We start from the raw sequence: 17,297 nt of genomic DNA, 5'->3' as shown, positions 1-17,297 counted from the left end.
CATGGCCAGCTATATCCTCAAACGCCTTTTACTGATGATCCCCACGCTGTTGGGCGTGTTGCTGCTCACTTTTGTGGTGATCCAGTTTGTGCCTGGTGGCCCGGTCGAGCAGTACCTGGCAGAAGCCAAGGCCGGTGTGGGCAAAGGTGCTGCGGCTGAAACCGGGGGCTTGAGTTACCGGGCCGCGCAGGGCGTAGACCCCAAGCGTATCGAGCAAATCAAGGCTTTGTATGGCTTTGACAAGCCAGCGCATGAACGGTTTTTCCAGATGCTCGGCCAGTTTGCCCGATTTGATTTGGGGCGCAGTTTTTTCCAGAACAAAAGCGTGGCCGAGTTGATGTGGGAAAAGCTGCCGGTGTCGATCAGTCTGGGTTTGTGGACGTTTTTTATCAGTTACCTGATTGCCGTGCCTCTGGGGGTGGCCAAAGCGGTGCGTGCCGGATCGCGTTTTGATTTTGTCACCACCTTGCTGGTATTGCTGGGTTATGCCATCCCCGGTTTTGTGCTGGGGGTGGCCTTGCTGGTGATTTTTGGCGGGCAATTGCAATGGTTTCCGCTGCGCGGCCTGACCAGCAGCAACTGGGATGAACTCAGCTGGGGGGCACGTGTGGTGGATTACCTCTGGCACATCGCCATGCCTGTCACGGCCATGGTGCTGGGCAGTTTTGCCGTGACCACCATGCTGACCAAAAACGCATTTCTGGAAGAAATTCGCAAACAATATGTGGTGACTGCCCGGGCCAAGGGGCTCGATGAGCGCCAGGTGTTGTGGGGCCATGTGTTTCGCAACGCGCTGATTCCCATCATCACAGGCTTTCCAGCAGCCTTTATCGGTGCCTTTTTCACGGGCTCGTTGTTGATCGAAACCCTGTTTTCGCTGGACGGACTGGGGCTGTTGAGCTACGAGAGTGTGATTCGGCGTGATTACCCGGTGGTGCTGGGTACGCTGTATTTTTTTACCTTGATCGGTTTGGTGACCAAGCTGATTTCCGATTTATCGTATGTTTGGGTCGACCCCCGTGTCAAATTTGACTAAGCCTATGGCTCTCAGCCTCAGTCCATCCAAACGTGCCTGGCTGCGCTTTAAACGCAATTGGCTGGGTTACTGGAGTTTGCTGATTTTTTGCTGTTTGGTGGGCCTGAGTCTGGTGGCTGAATTGATCAGCAATGACCGTCCACTGTTGGTGCGCTATCAGGGCGAGCTGTACTTTCCCATGGTGAAAGATTACTCGGAGAAAACCTTTGGTGGTGACTTTGACACCTCCACCGATTACCTGGACCCGTTCATCCGTGAGCGTCTTGGGCAAAACGGCAACTGGGCACTGTTTGCCCTCAACCCTTATGGCCCGAAAACGCTGAATTACTTTGCCAAAGCGCCTAATCCATCGCCTCCCAGCGTTGACAACTGGCTGGGTACCGATGACCGGGGGCGTGATTTGCTGGCGCAACTGATCTATGGTTTTCGCGTCAGCGTGCTGTTTGCACTGGCGTTAACGTTCACGGGAACTTTGTTGGGCATCATCACCGGGGCGATCCAGGGTTTTGGGGGTGGCAAGATTGACTTGGCATTTCAGCGTTTGATCGAAATTTGGGGTTCCATGCCCGAGTTGTACCTGTTGATCATCTTCAGTGCCGTGTTTGCCCCCAGCCTGGGTTTGCTGTTGATTTTATTGAGTTTATTTGGCTGGATGGGTTTGTCAGACTACGTGCGAGCCGAGTTTTTGCGCAACCGTCAACTGGATTACGTGCGGGCTGCACGCTCGTTGGGCGTGAGTAATTGGCACATCATCACCAGGCATTTATTGCCCAACAGCATGACTCCGGTGGTGACGTTTTTGCCTTTTCGCATGAGTGGTGCGATCCTGGCCCTGACCTCGCTGGATTTTTTGGGCTTGGGTGTGCCTCCCGGCACGCCGTCGCTCGGTGAGCTGCTCTCACAAGGCAAAAACAACATTGATGCTTGGTGGATTTCACTGGCTACCTTTGCGGTGCTGGTCATCACCTTGCTGTTGCTCACATTCATGGGGGATGCGCTGCGTGACGCGCTTGACCCCAGAAAGGCCGACCAGTGAGCGCATTGTCAGCATCCATAAAAACGCATGACACGCCTTTGCTGGAGGTTCGGGGTTTAAGCGTGTCTTTTGCGGGCAAGGAAGTGGTACACGACATCAATTTTTCCATCGCTGCGGGGGAAAAAGTAGCCTTGGTGGGAGAGTCAGGTTCTGGCAAAACGGTCTCTGCCCTGAGCTTGTTGCGGTTGATTGACAATGCAAAAATCAGCGGTGAGGCATTGTTTAATGGGCGTGACTTGCTCTCATTGAAGGAGCAAGATTTGCGACAGATTCGTGGCCGCGATATCGCCATGATTTTTCAGGAACCCATGACGGCGTTGAATCCCTTGATGTCAGTGGGTGATCAGATTGCCGAAGTTATCAGGTTAAAACAGGGTCTGACGCAGGTGCAGTCTGCACAAGTAGCTATAAATTTATTAGCGGATACTGGTATCCCCGAGCCAGAGCGTCGAGCCAAGGCGTACCCGCACCAGCTGAGCGGGGGCCAGCGCCAGCGCGCCATGATCGCCATGGCCTTGGCTGGCCGCCCCAAGCTGTTGTTGGCAGATGAGCCAACCACTGCGCTGGATGTAAGCCTGCGCGGACAAATCCTGGATTTATTGACCAACTTGCAGCAGCGCCATGGCATGGCGGTGTTGATGATCACCCACGACCTCAACCTGGTGCGCCGTTTTGCGGAGCGTGTGGTGGTGTTGGAACAGGGGCGGGTGGTTGAGCAAGGCACCACACGGCCTTTGTTTGAACGGCCACAACATCCCTACACCCAACGACTGATGGCCAGCCGACCTGAGCGGGATGTTGCAGTTTCTTCTTCAGTGGCAACTGAACAATCTGGCCCCGTGATCTCTGCGCAGGGCTTGTATGTCAGCTACAGCACCCCTTTGCCGGGTCTGCGCGGGTGGTTTCGGCGTGGCGAGTTTGTGGCAGTTCATGGCGCTGATTTCGAGTTGGTGCGTGGCCAGACCTTGGGTGTGATCGGTGAATCCGGTTCGGGCAAGTCCACTTTGGCGCTGGCGGTGTTGGGTTTAATACCTTTTAAAGGGTGTTTGCAATTGATGGGTACGGCATGGAGTGCCGATACGCGCCAAAACCAGGCCTTGCGGCGGCAGGTTCAGGTGGTGTTTCAAGACCCGTTTTCGTCGCTGTCTCCCCGAATGACAATTGAAGCCATTGTGGGTGAAGGTCTTGGCGTGCATGCGGCCCACTTGTCGTTGGTTGAGCGTCGCTCACGTGTGCTGCAGGCGTTGAAGGATGTGGGGCTGGCGGCGCAGGACGATCAAGAGGCAGGGGATCTCTTGTCGCGTTATCCGCATGAGTTCTCCGGTGGGCAGCGTCAGCGTCTGGCAATTGCCCGGGCACTGATTATTTCGCCTCAGGTGCTGGTGCTGGATGAGCCGACCAGTGCGCTGGATGTGACGGTACAAAAACAGGTTCTACAGTTATTGCAAAAATTGCAGCGTGAACGCGGTTTGAGCTACTTGCTGATTACGCATGACGTAGCCGTCATTGCGGCCATGGCACACAGTGTGTTGGTGATGAAAGACGGCTTGGTAGTGGAGTCTGGCCCAGTGGATAGTGTGCTGCTCAGCCCAAAGCACGACTACACACGTGTATTGATCAGCGCAGTCTGATAAATCCTTACAAATCAATGGCTTTAAACGCTTTATAGGTTACAATCCGTTGCTTCACGACCAAACGGGCGAGTCACTTCCGCCCGTTTTTTTTGGTCGATTGTTTTTGATGCATCCAAATTTTGAGCAGGGAACCTGGTGGCGCTTAAGGAAATTGTTGAACAAATTGTGACTGGCTTGGGTTATGACCTGGTGGAAATTGAACGTTCCGCCGGTGGTTTGCTGCGTGTCACCATTGACTTGCCTTGGGTTGCGCCTGTTGTCGATGCGCCAATTGCCGAGCAATTTGTGACGGTGGAAGACTGTGAAAAAGTGACGCGCCAGTTGCAATTTGCTCTGGAGGTTGATCAAATCGACTATCGTCGTTTGGAGGTGTCTTCTCCTGGTATTGATAGACCACTGCGCCATACGCAAGATTTCGAGCGTTTTGTCGGATACACCATTGATGTGACTTTAAAGCAGCCGCTGGGTGCGGCTGCGGCGGGTCAGGTGAGTGCCAATCGGAAAAAATTCCGGGGTGTATTGGAGCGTGTTGAGTCGCTGGCAGATGCTGCGCAGCTTGTATTGGCGGAGCCCTCCTGGCAAATCGTCTGGCGTGATGAAATCGTTACCAAGCCCGGACAAAAAATAAGTAAAAAACGGGCGCTGCCACCTTTGCAGGCGCTTGGTTTTGTGTTGAGTGAACTCAAGGAGGCGCGTTTGGCGCCCATCGTCAGCTTCAAAGGCCGCACCCCCGCGCAGCAGTTGGATGAGTCTGAACCCCATTTGAATTGAAACAGGAGAGTCATGGCATGAATCGCGAAATGTTAATGTTGGTCGATGCCATCTCACGCGAGAAAAACGTTGAGCGTGATGTGGTGTTTGGTGCTGTTGAAGCCGCTTTGGCGCAAGCCACCAAGAAGCTTTATGCGGGTGAGGTGGATATTCGCGTGTCGCTGAATCGTGACACGGGGGTGTATGAAACATTCCGCCGTTGGCATGTGGTGCCTGACGAAGCTGGTTTGCAGATGCCTGATCAGGAGATTTTGCACTTTGAAGCCAAGGATCAAATTCCTGACATCGAGGTGGATGAATACATTGAGGAAACCATTGAGTCCTTGCCGATTGGCCGTATTGGAGCCATGGCTGCCAAGCAGGTTATTTTGCAAAAGATTCGTGATGCAGAGCGCGAAATGTTGCTCAATGACTTCATGTCGCGTGGTGACAAAGTGTTTGTCGGCACGGTCAAACGCATGGATAAGGGTGATCTGATTGTGGAATCAGGGCGCGTGGAAGGTCGTCTGCGTCGTGGCGAGATGATCCCGAAGGAAAACTTCCGTACCGGTGACCGTGTTCGCGCCATGATCATGGAAGTGGATTTGACTCTGCGTGGTGCGCCGATTGTGTTGTCGCGTTCGGCTCCTGAATTCATGATCGAATTGTTTCGTAATGAAGTGCCTGAGATTGAGCAGGGTCTATTGGAGATCAAGTCCTGTGCCCGTGATGCAGGCTCCCGTGCCAAGATTGCCGTTTTGTCACATGACAAGCGTGTTGATCCTATTGGAACTTGTGTGGGGGTGCGTGGCACACGTGTCAATGCCGTTACCAATGAACTGGCTGGCGAGCGTGTCGACATTGTGTTGTGGAGTGAGGATCCGGCCCAGTTTGTGATTGGCGCTTTGGCTCCTGCCAATGTCAGCAGCATTGTGGTGGATGAAGAACGTCATGCCATGGATGTGGTGGTAGATGAGGAAAATCTGGCCATTGCCATTGGCCGTGGCGGCCAAAATGTTCGTTTGGCCGCCGAGTTGACGGGCTGGAAAATCAATATTCTGGATGCGGCTGAATCTGCCCAGAAGCAGGCCACAGAACTTGATGCCAGCCGTCAGCTGTTTATGGAAAAGCTTGATGTCGACGAGGAGATTGCAGATCTGTTGATCGCTGAGGGCTTTGCAAGTCTGGAGCAGGTGGCTTATGTGCCACTGGAGGAAATGCTCGAAATTGAAAGCTTTGACGAAGATACCGTCAATGAGTTGCGTGCACGTGCCAAAGATGCTTTGTTGACCATGGAAATTGCCAACGAAGAAAGTGTTGGCAGCGAGCCACATCAGTTGCATGATCTTGAAGGCTTGACCGCTGATCATCTGGCCAAGCTGGCGGAAAATGGTGTCCATACGCTTGACGACTTGGCTGATTTGGCTGTTGATGAGCTGACCGCGTTGACAGGTCAGTCTGAGGATGAAGCCAAAGCGACAATCATGAAGGCGCGCGCGCATTGGTTTACCAATGACGCTTCTTCACAAGAGTCTTGATCATGAAAACACAGTTGCTGTAAAGACTGAGAAGCGCCCAGAAGGCGTGAAAGTCGGAACTAAAGGTTACCCAAAAAATGTCCAGTATGACCGTCGCCGAGTTTGCATATGAACTCAAAAAATCCACCGGTACGTTGCTTGAGCAACTGAAATCGGCAGGTGTGGCTAAATCAGCCCCTTCTGACACGCTCACAGAACCTGATAAACAGCGCCTGTTGAGTTATTTGCAAGCCAGCCATGGCACAGTGACGGGTGAGCGCAAAAAGATCACCTTGGTCAAGAAATCAACCACCGAGATCAAGCAGGCTGATGCCAGTGGCAAAGCTCGAACGATTCAGGTGGAGGTGCGCAAAAAACGCACCTTTGTGCGCCGCGACGATGCCCCAGATGCACCTGTGCCAATGGATGAGGTTGAGGTTCATCAGGATGAAGCGGCGGTCGCAGATCATGCCGAGTTAACCCGCCGCGAGGAAGAGGCAAGCCGTCAGGCTGAGTTGATTCGTCGCCAGGAAGAAGAGTTGGCAGAACGTCGTCGTCAGCGTGAGGCTCAGGAGGCGGCTGCTCGTCAAGCGGCTGAGCTGGCTGCCGCACAAGCTGCGCAAGCCGAACGTGCAGCCCAGATTGAGAAAGCAGCTCAGCAGGCCAAAGCTGCTGCACAGGCGGCACAGCAAGCGCCATCAAACACAGCCAAGGATCGACAACCTTCGGCCCTGGAAACTGCATTTCACGCTGAAAAGCAGGCCGCCAAGGCTGAAGAAGAAGCCCAGGCTGCCGCCAAGGTCAAAGTGCAACTGCAGGCTCAAGCCGAGGCTAAAGAAAAAGCCGCTGCTGAATCCCAGTCGCGTCTTGCCGAAGAGCAAGCACGTGCGGCCGACCTGAATAATCGCAGGCGTAAAGCAGAGGAAGAAGCTGCAGCCATTCGTTTGATGATGTCGCAACCCGGCAAAAAGCTGCCACCGGCGAAAAAGCCCGAGGAGCCCAAGCCTGTTGTGAAGCCTGCTGATGCCGCCAAAGCGGGTCTCAAGGGTACATTGCATAAACCACCAGGTGCACCAGCCGCCAAACCAGCAGCGCCAGCAGCACCTGTAGCGGGTGCTCCGGCGGGACCTGGCAAAGAAGTTAAATCAGCCAAATTGTCCAGCAGTTGGGCGGGTGATCCGGCCAAGAAAAAAGGTATTCCGACACGGGGTGACACCAGTGCCGGGGCTGGACGCAACAGCAATTGGCGTGGTGGGCCACGCGGTCGCCGTGGCAGCAATGACCGTGACCGTGATGACCACCATACACAAGCCGCTCCAGTGGAAGTCCGTGTGCTTGAAGTACACGTGCCAGAGACCATTACGGTGGCCGAATTGGCTCACAAGATGTCGGTCAAGGCATCTGAAGTGATCAAGCACTTGATGAAACTTGGCCAGATGGTCACCATCAACCAGCCGTTGGACCAAGACACTGCCATGATTCTGGTGGAAGAAATGGGTCACAAAGCCATTGTGGCTGCACTGGATGATCCAGAAGCCTTTACCGATGATGAAGTTCTGCAACAGCATGCAGAGTCGTTGCCGCGCGCACCTGTGGTCACCGTGATGGGTCACGTGGATCATGGTAAAACCTCATTGCTGGACTACATCCGGCGTACCAAAGTGGCCTCTGGTGAAGCCGGTGGCATCACTCAGCACATTGGGGCTTACCATGTAGAAACCGCGCGTGGCGTGGTGTCGTTCCTGGATACCCCTGGTCACGAGGCATTTACTGCCATGCGTGCACGTGGCGCACAGGCCACTGACATTGTGATTCTGGTCGTTGCGGCCGATGATGGTGTGATGCCTCAGACCAAAGAGGCCATCAAGCACGCCAAGGCGGCAGGTGTACCGATTGTGGTGGCCATTACCAAGATTGATAAACCTGATGCCAATGCCGAGCGCGTTAAAAACGAGCTGGTGGTTGAAGAGGTGATCCCTGAAGAGTTTGGTGGTAACTCACCTTTTGTCGGCGTTTCTTCCAAATCTGGTCAAGGTATTGACGAGTTACTGGAACAAGTGCTTTTGCAGGCTGAAATTTTGGAACTCAAGGCTCCTGTGGATGCCATGGCCAAGGGCTTGGTCATTGAAGCCCAGCTGGACAAAGGTCGCGGCCCGGTCGCCACCGTGTTGGTGCAGTCTGGTACTTTGAAGACCGGTGATATTGTGTTGGCAGGCCAAACTTTTGGTCGGGTTCGTGCCATGTTGGATGAGAATGCCAAATCCATCAAATCTGCGGGTCCATCCATTCCGGTTGAAATTCAGGGTTTGACCGAAGTTCCGCAAGCTGGTGATGAATTCATGGTTCTGTCTGACGAGCGTCGTGCACGTGAAATTGCCACTTACCGTGCTGGCAAGTTCCGCCACACCAAGTTGGCCAAGCAACAAGCCGCCAAACTGGAAAACATGTTCACCGACATGACTGCGGGCGAAGTCAAGATGGTGCCGATCATTGTCAAGGCTGATGTGCAGGGTTCCCAAGAAGCTTTGTCGCAATCCTTGCTCAAACTCTCAACAGATGAAGTCAAGGTGCAACTGGTTTACGCCGCAGTGGGCGGCATCAGTGAGTCGGATGTGAATCTGGCCATTGCAGCCAAGGCGGTCATCATTGGTTTCAACACCCGTGCCGATGCTGGAGCGCGCAAACTGGCTGAAAACAATGGTGTGGATATTCGTTATTACGACATCATTTACGATGCTGTGGATGATCTCAAGCTGGCCATGTCAGGCATGCTGACACCGGACAAAAAAGAAGAAATTATTGGTACTTGCGAAATTCGCCAAATCTTCAAGGTCTCCAAAATTGGTTCAATTGCCGGTTGTATGGTCACCTCAGGGGTTATTCGCCGTGCAGCGCGCTTGCGTTTGTTGCGCCAGAACACCGTGGTCTACACCGGGGAGCTGGAGTCGCTCAAACGCTTCAAGGATGATGCCAAGGAAGTGCGTGAAGGCTTTGATTGCGGTTTGAACATCAAGAACTACAACGATATCCAAGAAGGCGATATTCTGGAGTTCTTCGAGATTCGCGAAGTGGCGCGTACGCTCTGACCATTGGATGTGACCTGTGCCAAAAAAATCAGCCACACCCAATCGGGCATTCAAGGTTGCCGATCAGATCCAGCGTGATCTGACCGAGTTGATCGCCCGTGAACTCAAAGACCCACGCGTGGGCATGGTGACCATTCAAGGTGTTGAGGTCACGCCTGACTATGCCCATGCCAAGGTGTTTTTCAGCTTGCTGGTGGGAGATGTCAAAGCCTGCTCTGAAGGGTTGAACCAAGCGGCAGGTTTCTTGCGCGCTGGATTGTTCAAGCGCCTGCATATCCACACCGTGCCAACTTTGCATTTTATTTATGACCAAACGCCTGAGCGGGCGGCGGATATGAATGCACTGATTGCCCGTGCGGTGGCTTCCCGCGCCAAGGACGATTAAGCCATGACCACAGCGCCACGTGCACGGGTTGCCAGGCGCCCCGTGCATGGGGTGCTATTGCTGGACAAGCCTTTGGGCTGGTCCAGCAACGATGTCTTGCAAAAAGTCAAATGGCTGTTGCGGGCCGAAAAAGCGGGCCATACCGGCACGCTTGACCCGTTGGCCAGCGGTGTTTTGCCTTTGTGTTTTGGGGCGGCCACCAAATTTAGCCAGCTGCAACTGGATGCTGACAAAACCTACGCTGCAACGCTTCGCCTAGGGCAGAAAACCAGCACTGCTGATGCCGAAGGTGAAGTGATTGAAACCCGGCCAGTGGCTGTTGAGTCTGCCGATGTGGAGCGGATTAAAGCGCAATTTACCGGCCCCATTCGCCAGGTACCACCGATGCACAGTGCCTTGAAGAAGGACGGCAAGGCTTTGTACGAATACGCCCGAGCGGGCATCGACGTGGAGCGGGCTCCGAGAGATGTCATAATTCATGAGCTTAATATGGCTCTGATACTTACAAATAGTGCGCAAGCAGCTATAGATATAATAGTAAAATGCAGCAAGGGAACCTACATTCGCACTTTGGGTGAGGATATTGGCGAAGCTCTGGGCTGTGGTGCGCATTTAAGTGCATTACGTCGCATCGGTACGGGTGATTTCACCGAGCAGCAATGCGTCACATTGGAGGCTCTTGAGGCCATGACTGAAGTGCAGCGCCTGGCGTGTTTGTTGCCCGTTGACAGCTTGCTGGCTCACCATTCTGTTGTCACACTGGATGCCGATAATGCTGCCAGATTTTTGAATGGTTTGGCCCGTCGAGGTGCTTGGCCAGATGCGCCACAAGTCGCGGTGTACGAAGACAAAACCCATGCGCTGCTGGGCACAGCCCATGTACAAGCAGGCGAATTGATCCCCGGGCGGCTGCTCAGCCCGACAGAAATTGAACAGATTTCAAATGCATCCCGGACTCAGGTGTATGCCCATACACCAGAAGTCCAACCTATTTAAGAAAGAGAACCATGGCCCATAAACAAATCCGAAACATTGCGATCATTGCTCACGTTGACCACGGCAAAACTACCATGGTTGACCAATTACTGCGTCAATCCGGCACTTTTGCCGAGCATGAAAAAGTGGTTGATACCGTGATGGACAACAACGCGATTGAAAAAGAGCGTGGTATCACGATTCTGGCCAAAAATTGTGCAGTGACCTGGGAAGGCACCCACATCAACATCGTGGACACCCCTGGTCACGCTGACTTTGGTGGTGAAGTGGAGCGTGCCTTGAGCATGGTGGACGGTGTGGTGTTGTTGATCGATGCCCAAGAAGGCCCCATGCCACAAACCCGCTTTGTGACCAAAAAAGCACTGGCCCTGGGTTTGAAGCCCATTCTGGTGGTGAACAAGGTGGACAAACCCGGTGCGCGTCCTGATTTTGTGGTCAATGCCGCCTTTGACTTGTTCGACAAGCTCGGTGCGACTGATGAGCAGTTGGACTTCCCGGTGGTCTATGCCTCAGGTATCAACGGCTGGTCATCACTGGTTGAGGGTGGTCAGGGCGAACAGTGGGGTCCCGATATGTCGGCCCTGTTCAACACCATTTTGCAACACGTGCCACACCAACAGGGTGACCCAAAGGCACCCTTGCAATTGCAAATTTCGGCACTCGACTTCTCCACCTTTGTGGGGCGAATTGGTGTGGGTCGCATCAGCCAGGGAACGATCCGCCCGATGATGGATGTGGTGGTCATGGAAGGTCCGGACGGCAAAGCCGTGAAGGGTCGTATCAACCAGGTGTTGACTTTCCAGGGACTGGAGCGCGTGCAGACCGACGAAGCTGGCCCCGGCGAAATTGTGCTGATCAACGGTCTGACGGACATTGGTATTGGTGTCACCATCACCGACCCGGTGACCCCCGCGCCGCTGCCCATGCTCAAGGTGGATGAGCCTACCCTGACCATGAATTTCTGCGTCAACACCAGCCCCTTGGCTGGCCGTGAAGGCAAGTACGTCACCAGTCGCCAGATCTGGGATCGTCTGCAAAAGGAACTGCAACACAACGTGGCCTTGCGTGTCAAGGAAACTGACGAAGAAGGTATCTTTGAAGTCATGGGCCGGGGTGAACTGCACTTGACGATTTTGTTGGAAAACATGCGTCGTGAAGGTTACGAGCTCGCGGTTTCCAAACCCCGCGTGGTGTTCCGGGATGTGAATGGTGAGCGTCACGAGCCGATTGAAATGGTCACGGCGGACATTGAAGAGCAACACCAAGGCGGCGTGATGCAAGCCCTGGGTGAGCGCAAGGGTGATCTGGTCAACATGGAACCCGATGGCCGTGGTCGCGTGCGTCTGGAATACCGCATTCCTGCGCGTGGTCTGATTGGTTTTACCAACGAATTTTTGAACCTGACACGTGGTTCGGGCCTGATCTCCAACATTTTTGACAGCTATGAACCTCACAAAGGCGAGATTGGTGGCCGTAAAAATGGCGTGCTGATTTCCATGGATGCCGGTGAAATTTTCAACTATGCGCTGGGTAAATTGGATGACCGTGGTCGTATGTTTGTCACCGCCAATGATCCGGTTTACGAAGGCATGATTGTGGGTATCCACAGCCGTGACAATGACCTGGTGGTGAATGCCACCCGCACCAAACAGCTGACCAACTTCCGCGTGTCCGGTAAGGAAGATGCCATCAAGATCACCCCGCCGATCCAGTTGACGCTGGAATATGGCGTGGAATTTATTGAGGACGATGAGCTGGTCGAAATCACGCCCAAGTCGATTCGCCTGCGCAAACGCCATCTGTCTGAGCATGATCGTAAAAAGGCCAGCCGCAACAACTGATCGGGTATGGTCGTAGTAAGACTCCCTTGCTGCCGGGAGTCCTGGGCGTTGCCATTTCAGTGTTGAAGTGGCAGCGCTTTTCTAATTCCGAGGCAGTTCTGCTTGTTATGAAAGTTGGCTGTGAAGCTCTCACATCACAAAGCCCTATGGTTGATGGTGCTGGTGACTCTGCTGTGGTCTACCGCCGGTGTGGTGTCACGCCACCTGGAGCATGCCCAAAAGTTTGAAGTGACCTTTTGGCGCAGTTTTTTCACCGTGTGCAGCCTGCTGGTGATCTTGCCCCTGTTTCAGGGCCGTCAGGTGTTTGGCCGCATGCGGCACAGTGGGGCCGCCTTGTGGTGGTCAGGCCTGTGCTGGAGCGGCATGTTCACCTTTTTCATGGTGGCCCTCATGCTCACCACGGTGGCCAATGTGCTGGTCACCATGTCACTCACCCCCTTGCTCACCGCTTTGGCCACTCGCATTTTTATTGGTCACCGCATTCCCTTGCGCACCTGGTTGGCGATTGTGGTGGCGGGTGCTGGCATTGCCTTCATGTATGCCAGCCAACTGGGGCAGGGTATGAGCCTATTGGGCACGCTGGTGGCCTTGTGTGTGCCGATTGCCGGGGCGGCCAACTGGACGATTACCCAGCATGCCCATGCCCAGGGCAAAGACATTGATCTGATTCCTGCGGTGTTGATTGGGGCCGTGTTGTCCTCGCTGGTGACCTTGCCCTTGGCCTGGCCGTTTCAGGCTTCAGCCTGGGATTTGGGTCTGCTGTTTGGGCTGGGTCTGGGGCAGTTGGCCGTGCCCTGTGTGCTGGCTGTTGTGTGCACCCGTGTGCTCAAAGCGCCTGAAGTGGCCTTGCTCGGGCTGCTGGAGGTTATTTTTGGCATTTTGCTGGCCTGGGTCGGGGCCGGTGAAGTGCCTGGGCACGATGTGTTTGTCGGCGGCAGCCTGGTCATCGGTGCGCTGGTCACCAATGAACTGGTAGCCTGGCGACTCCGGCAGTGACTCTCAGGAGGTATTACTGATGAACGATGTGATCACAGAGGTGCGGGGCCGGGTGGGCTTCATCACCCTGAACCGTCCGCAGGCCCTGAACGCCTTGAGCTTATCGATGATTCGGTCTTTGACCGCGAGTCTGCTGGCCTGGCAACAAGACGATCAGGTGCAAGCCGTGGCAATTCGGGGTTCCAACAAATCCGGCCCATTTGGGGCCTTTTGTGCCGGTGGGGATATCCGTTTTTTTCACCAGGCTTTGCTCAGTGGCGATCCGTCCACCGAGGATTTTTTCACCGAGGAATACAGCCTCAACCACCTCATTCACAGCTACACCAAGCCCTTCATCGCGTTCATGGATGGTGTGGTGATGGGCGGTGGCATGGGCATAAGCCAGGGCGCGTCACATCGGCTGGTGACGGCTCGCACCAAGATGGCCATGCCCGAGACCACCATTGGTTTGTTTCCCGATGTCGGTGGCGGCTATTTTCTGAGCCGTTGCCCCGGTGCTGCGGGCGAATGGCTGGCCTTGACCGGCACCACTCTGGGGGCGGGTGATGCCATTGCGCTGGGTTTGGCTGACCACTGCATCGATGTGCCACAGCTTGAGCAGGCGTGGGATGCCCTGGGCCAATTGGGCCTTGTTGATGCGCCCCATATCGAGGCCTTGATTGCTACATATTCAATAGCTTCTTGCGCATTGTTAACAAGCGCTAGAGGCCAAATTGATCATTGTTTTTCATTGCCCACGGTGACGGACATGGTAAAAGCCTTGGAAACCGATCCGTCTGACTGGGCTCAGCACACCGCAGCCTTGTTGCGCCAGCGTTCACCCTTGATGCTGCATGTGAGCCTGGCGCAGATTCGGCATGCCCGCTCAATGACCGTGGCGCAAGATTTACGCATGGAGCGCGACATGATTCGCCATGTATTTTTTCCGGCGCACTTGCAGCGCCGTGCTGGCCAGACCGAGGCGGCAGAGGGCATTCGGGCCCTGGCGATCGACAAAGACCATGCGCCACAATGGCTTCCCGCGCGGATTGAAGTGGTCACACCTGACATGGTGTTGCCGTTTTTTGACAGCCCGTGGCCGGAGCACAGTCACCCGCTGCGGACGTTGGCCTGAGGACGGCGTGTGGTTCAGAGCAACTGGCGGTAGACGTTGTTGGCCAGCTTCATCAGTTCTGCACGTGGCAGCTCACCCGCCAGTGCGTAGCCAAAACCTTGATCCATCCAGTAGAAGCTCGGTACGCCAGCTTGTGGCTCGTAGCGAAAAGCCGTTTCTTGCCTGGGCAAGTTCGGCTCGACCACTTGGTTCAGCGCCCCCAGGTACAGCGTGATCCGTTGTCCCCTGGTGTTCTGGAACATGAATTGAGCCCGTGTACCCGTGTCACCGGGAAGCAGCCGTCCCCCCATCAGTTCAAAACCTTGAGTTGTTAAATCTGGCACTTTGAGGGTCTTGCCCAAGCGTTTGGACAGCCATTGCAGCAAATGCGCTTGTTCCTGCGCGCTGACTTCGACCGGATGACGCACCTCGGGCACAAACACGCGGTGGGCCAGGCTGGCTTGGTGCACAAAATTTTGTTCAAACTGCGCCCGCGCCACCGTGGGCGCAGACAAGTTCTGCATATCAGAGGTTTGCCAACGGCTGTTGGCCAGCCAACCGGCCGCAAAGGCCATGACCACGCCAGCGGCCATGCTGCCGTAGTGCCTGATGTGCTGTGTGGTCTGGCGTGCACGCTGGGCTCGTTGGGCGAGTTGTATCAGTGCGTGAGGCGGTACTTCGTCTTGCATCTTGCTGTGCAGGTCATGCAGGGCATGGCGCTGCTTTTGCCACTGGGCCAGCCGAACTCGCCCAGCCGGGTCATCGGTCAGCTTCTCTTGGAGTGCTGCCAGTTGCGCAGGCGTGTCTTGCCCATCCACCAGGATGTGCAGGTCGTCATCGGTCAGTGAGGGGCGAGTGTGATGGGCCATGGCTTCAAGGGCTTATTTCAAACGGTGCAAGATGGCGACGGGCGAAGAAGGTGCCTGGGTGGGTGCATCCAGAAGCTCCTGCAAGCGAGTTCTGGCGCGTGACAAACGTGACATGACGGTACCCACCGGCACACCGGTGATTTTGGCCACCTCGGCATAGCTCAGATCCTGCATGCTGACCAGCAGCAGCACCTCGCGCTGTTCAGATGGCAAACGCATCAGGCAGCGTTGCAGATCCAGCATCTGGCTTGGGTCTGAGTCGGTGGCGGCCAGTTGATCAGCGAACTCGTCCACGTCAACCAGCGTCATTTGAGAACGCCCGGAGGATTGTCGCAACTGGTTGACAAACACGTTATGCATCACACTGAACAGCCAGGCGCGCAAATTGGACCCTGCCAACCACAGGCGCCATTTGTTGCAGGCACGCTCCAGCGTGTCCTGCACCAAATCATCTGCGGCCCAGCTATTGCCGGTCAATGCACGTGCATAGCGGCGCAACGATGCAATTTCAGCTACCAGGAGTTCTTGGGTCATGGGGTCAAAGGCCAGGTTTCAGGCCGTGTGGCATGTGAGGGGCACGGCACACTAGCTCTAATCTGTTCAGGGCTTGGCGGTGTGCCAGACTTTGTTGAAGCCATCACCGGTCATGTCACCGGGCTTGTTGTCCTTGGCCCAGTAATACAGCGGTTTGCCCTTGACAGCCCATTGTTTGCTGCCATCGTCACGCGTGATGATGCTGAAGTCTCCATTAGCGGCATCATTGGGTCTGGCCATCAGTGGTGGCCAGTTGGTGGCGCAGGGGCCGTTGCAGACGGATTTGCCACTATCGGCTGTATCTTTGTCAAAGGTGTAAAGCGTCATGTCGTTGGGGCCAACCAGCGCGCCGTAAGACACCTTGGCGGGTGCATTTGACATGGAGGCACAGCCAGCCAGTGCGGCCAGTGCAACAGACGATGCAATCAAGGTGCGGGACAAAAAAATCATGGTGATCTCCGGTAGTGATGAATGCAGTGAAATGCCTGCACCTCCATAAACACGGTTGACCACAGCTTTATTCCATCGGCATACGAAAAATTATCGACGGTTGTTTTTCATCACCCGCTCCACCTCGCGCTTGCCTTCGCGGTCTTTGATGGTGTCGCGCTTGTCATGCTCGGCTTTGCCTTTGGCCAGGGCGATCTCGCATTTGATCTTGCCAGCTTTCCAGTGCAGGTTGATCGGCACCAGGGTGTAGCCTTTTTGATCAACCTTGCCAATCAGGCGTTTGATTTCCTCCCGATGCATCAGCAACTTGCGGGTGCGTTGTTTGTCAGGAGTGATATGGGTGGAAGCGGTGCCCAACGGATTGATTTGCAAGCCGATGATGAACAATTCGCCATTACGCACCACCACGTAGCCATCGGTGAGCTGCACTTTGCCTTCGCGCAGGGACTTGACTTCCCAGCCTTCGAGCACGATGCCGGCCTCAAAGCGTTCTTCAAAAAAATAATTGAAGGCGGCTTTTTTGTTGTCGGCAATACGGGTGGAGGTGTCGGGTTTTTTGGCCATGGCGTGTGTTTGGAGTTATTTTTGAATGCGAACCAGGCTTGACTACAATCCCGCGCACCCCTCTATTCTATGAAAACAGTCAAAAAATCCGTCTTGATTTGGTACAGCCCTGCTGAGATGTACCGTTTGGTCACCGATGTGGACCACTATCCCCAGTTTTTACCTTGGTGTGACAAAGCACGCGTGGTGTCCTTGGAGGAAAACGGCATGTTGGCTGAAATTGGCATTGCATTCTCTGGTATTCACCAGACTTTTTCCACCCGCAACAAACACATTGAGAACCGTCAGGTCATTATCGATTTGGTAGATGGCCCCTTTTCCAAACTCGAAGGTGAGTGGAACTTCTTGCCTTTGGGTGACGAAACACAACGTGCTTGCAAAGTAGAGTTGAATTTGACCTACGGTTTTGACAACACCCTAGGCCGCTTGATCAGCCCGGTGTTTGACAAGATCGCTGGCAGCATGGTGGACGCCTTTGTGAAGCGTGCCAAGCAGGTGTATGGTGAGTGA

At 54.6% G+C, this 17,297-nt stretch carries 16 protein-coding genes; 12 read left to right on the top strand and 4 right to left on the bottom strand.

What is annotated here, in order from left to right:
* The first annotated feature begins 1 nt into the window (after position 1).
* The 11 genes from LDN84_RS12215 (at position 2) to LDN84_RS12165 (ending at position 14,391) form a co-directional block, all read left to right on the top strand.
* Complete coding sequence (locus tag LDN84_RS12215; protein WP_223903736.1) at positions 2-1,036, top strand: microcin C ABC transporter permease YejB; 1,035 nt, start codon at positions 2-4, stop codon at positions 1,034-1,036.
* Positions 1,002-2,072, top strand: a complete 1,071-nt coding sequence (locus LDN84_RS12210) for an ABC transporter permease (RefSeq protein ID WP_317134795.1) — start codon at positions 1,002-1,004, stop codon at positions 2,070-2,072. The genes LDN84_RS12215 and LDN84_RS12210 overlap by 35 nt, the downstream gene beginning before the upstream one ends.
* On the top strand, positions 2,069-3,703 hold the full coding sequence (locus tag LDN84_RS12205) for an ABC transporter ATP-binding protein (RefSeq protein WP_223903734.1): 1,635 nt from the start codon (positions 2,069-2,071) through the stop codon (positions 3,701-3,703). The genes LDN84_RS12210 and LDN84_RS12205 overlap by 4 nt, the downstream gene beginning before the upstream one ends.
* A gap of 138 nt (positions 3,704-3,841) precedes the next feature.
* Positions 3,842-4,477, top strand: a complete 636-nt coding sequence (rimP, locus tag LDN84_RS12200) for a ribosome maturation factor RimP (RefSeq protein ID WP_223903733.1) — start codon at positions 3,842-3,844, stop codon at positions 4,475-4,477.
* A 17-nt stretch (positions 4,478-4,494) separates the two neighbouring features.
* Positions 4,495-5,994, top strand: a complete 1,500-nt coding sequence (gene nusA, locus LDN84_RS12195; protein WP_223903732.1) for a transcription termination factor NusA — start codon at positions 4,495-4,497, stop codon at positions 5,992-5,994.
* A gap of 77 nt (positions 5,995-6,071) precedes the next feature.
* Positions 6,072-9,059 carry a translation initiation factor IF-2 gene (gene infB / locus LDN84_RS12190; RefSeq protein WP_223903731.1) on the top strand — a complete coding sequence of 996 codons (2,988 nt, stop codon included), beginning with the start codon at positions 6,072-6,074 and terminating at the stop codon, positions 9,057-9,059.
* A gap of 16 nt (positions 9,060-9,075) precedes the next feature.
* On the top strand, positions 9,076-9,444 hold the full coding sequence (gene rbfA, locus LDN84_RS12185; protein ID WP_223903730.1) for a 30S ribosome-binding factor RbfA: 369 nt from the start codon (positions 9,076-9,078) through the stop codon (positions 9,442-9,444).
* 3 nt (positions 9,445-9,447) lie between these two features.
* Entirely contained in the window at positions 9,448-10,440 is a 993-nt protein-coding gene (truB, locus tag LDN84_RS12180; protein ID WP_223903729.1) for a tRNA pseudouridine(55) synthase TruB, read from the top strand.
* Positions 10,441-10,451: 11 nt separating this feature from the next.
* The gene (typA, locus tag LDN84_RS12175) at positions 10,452-12,281 is read left to right on the top strand and encodes a translational GTPase TypA (protein ID WP_223903728.1); all 1,830 of its coding nucleotides are present in this window, start codon (positions 10,452-10,454) and stop codon (positions 12,279-12,281) included.
* A 120-nt stretch (positions 12,282-12,401) separates the two neighbouring features.
* The gene (locus LDN84_RS12170; protein ID WP_255610306.1) at positions 12,402-13,277 is read left to right on the top strand and encodes a DMT family transporter; all 876 of its coding nucleotides are present in this window, start codon (positions 12,402-12,404) and stop codon (positions 13,275-13,277) included.
* 19 nt (positions 13,278-13,296) lie between these two features.
* The gene (locus LDN84_RS12165; protein WP_223903727.1) at positions 13,297-14,391 is read left to right on the top strand and encodes an enoyl-CoA hydratase/isomerase family protein; all 1,095 of its coding nucleotides are present in this window, start codon (positions 13,297-13,299) and stop codon (positions 14,389-14,391) included.
* A gap of 14 nt (positions 14,392-14,405) precedes the next feature.
* On the opposite strand, the gene LDN84_RS12160 is transcribed toward LDN84_RS12165, so the two are convergent.
* The 4 genes from LDN84_RS12160 to smpB form a co-directional block, all read right to left on the bottom strand.
* Positions 14,406-15,239 carry an anti-sigma factor family protein gene (locus LDN84_RS12160; protein ID WP_223903726.1) on the bottom strand — a complete coding sequence of 278 codons (834 nt, stop codon included), beginning with the start codon at positions 15,237-15,239 and terminating at the stop codon, positions 14,406-14,408.
* 12 nt (positions 15,240-15,251) lie between these two features.
* A complete protein-coding gene (locus LDN84_RS12155; RefSeq protein ID WP_223903725.1) occupies positions 15,252-15,773 on the bottom strand; it encodes an RNA polymerase sigma factor in 522 nt (173 codons plus the stop codon).
* 66 nt (positions 15,774-15,839) lie between these two features.
* Positions 15,840-16,223, bottom strand: coding sequence for a COG4315 family predicted lipoprotein (locus LDN84_RS12150; protein ID WP_223903724.1), 384 nt, complete (start codon positions 16,221-16,223; stop codon positions 15,840-15,842).
* Positions 16,224-16,313: 90 nt separating this feature from the next.
* Positions 16,314-16,787 (bottom strand): SsrA-binding protein SmpB, encoded by a 474-nt coding sequence (smpB, locus tag LDN84_RS12145; RefSeq protein ID WP_223903723.1) that lies wholly within the window; start codon positions 16,785-16,787, stop codon positions 16,314-16,316.
* A gap of 69 nt (positions 16,788-16,856) precedes the next feature.
* On the opposite strand from smpB, the gene LDN84_RS12140 reads away from it, so the two are divergent.
* Positions 16,857-17,297, top strand: a complete 441-nt coding sequence (locus LDN84_RS12140) for a type II toxin-antitoxin system RatA family toxin (RefSeq protein WP_223903722.1) — start codon at positions 16,857-16,859, stop codon at positions 17,295-17,297.

Source organism: Rhodoferax lithotrophicus, assembly GCF_019973615.1.
In the GTDB taxonomy this organism is placed as follows: domain Bacteria; phylum Pseudomonadota; class Gammaproteobacteria; order Burkholderiales; family Burkholderiaceae_C; genus Rhodoferax; species Rhodoferax lithotrophicus.
The sequence above is the reverse complement of the archived record's forward strand: the minus strand, read 5'-3'. Positions and strand labels throughout refer to the sequence as shown.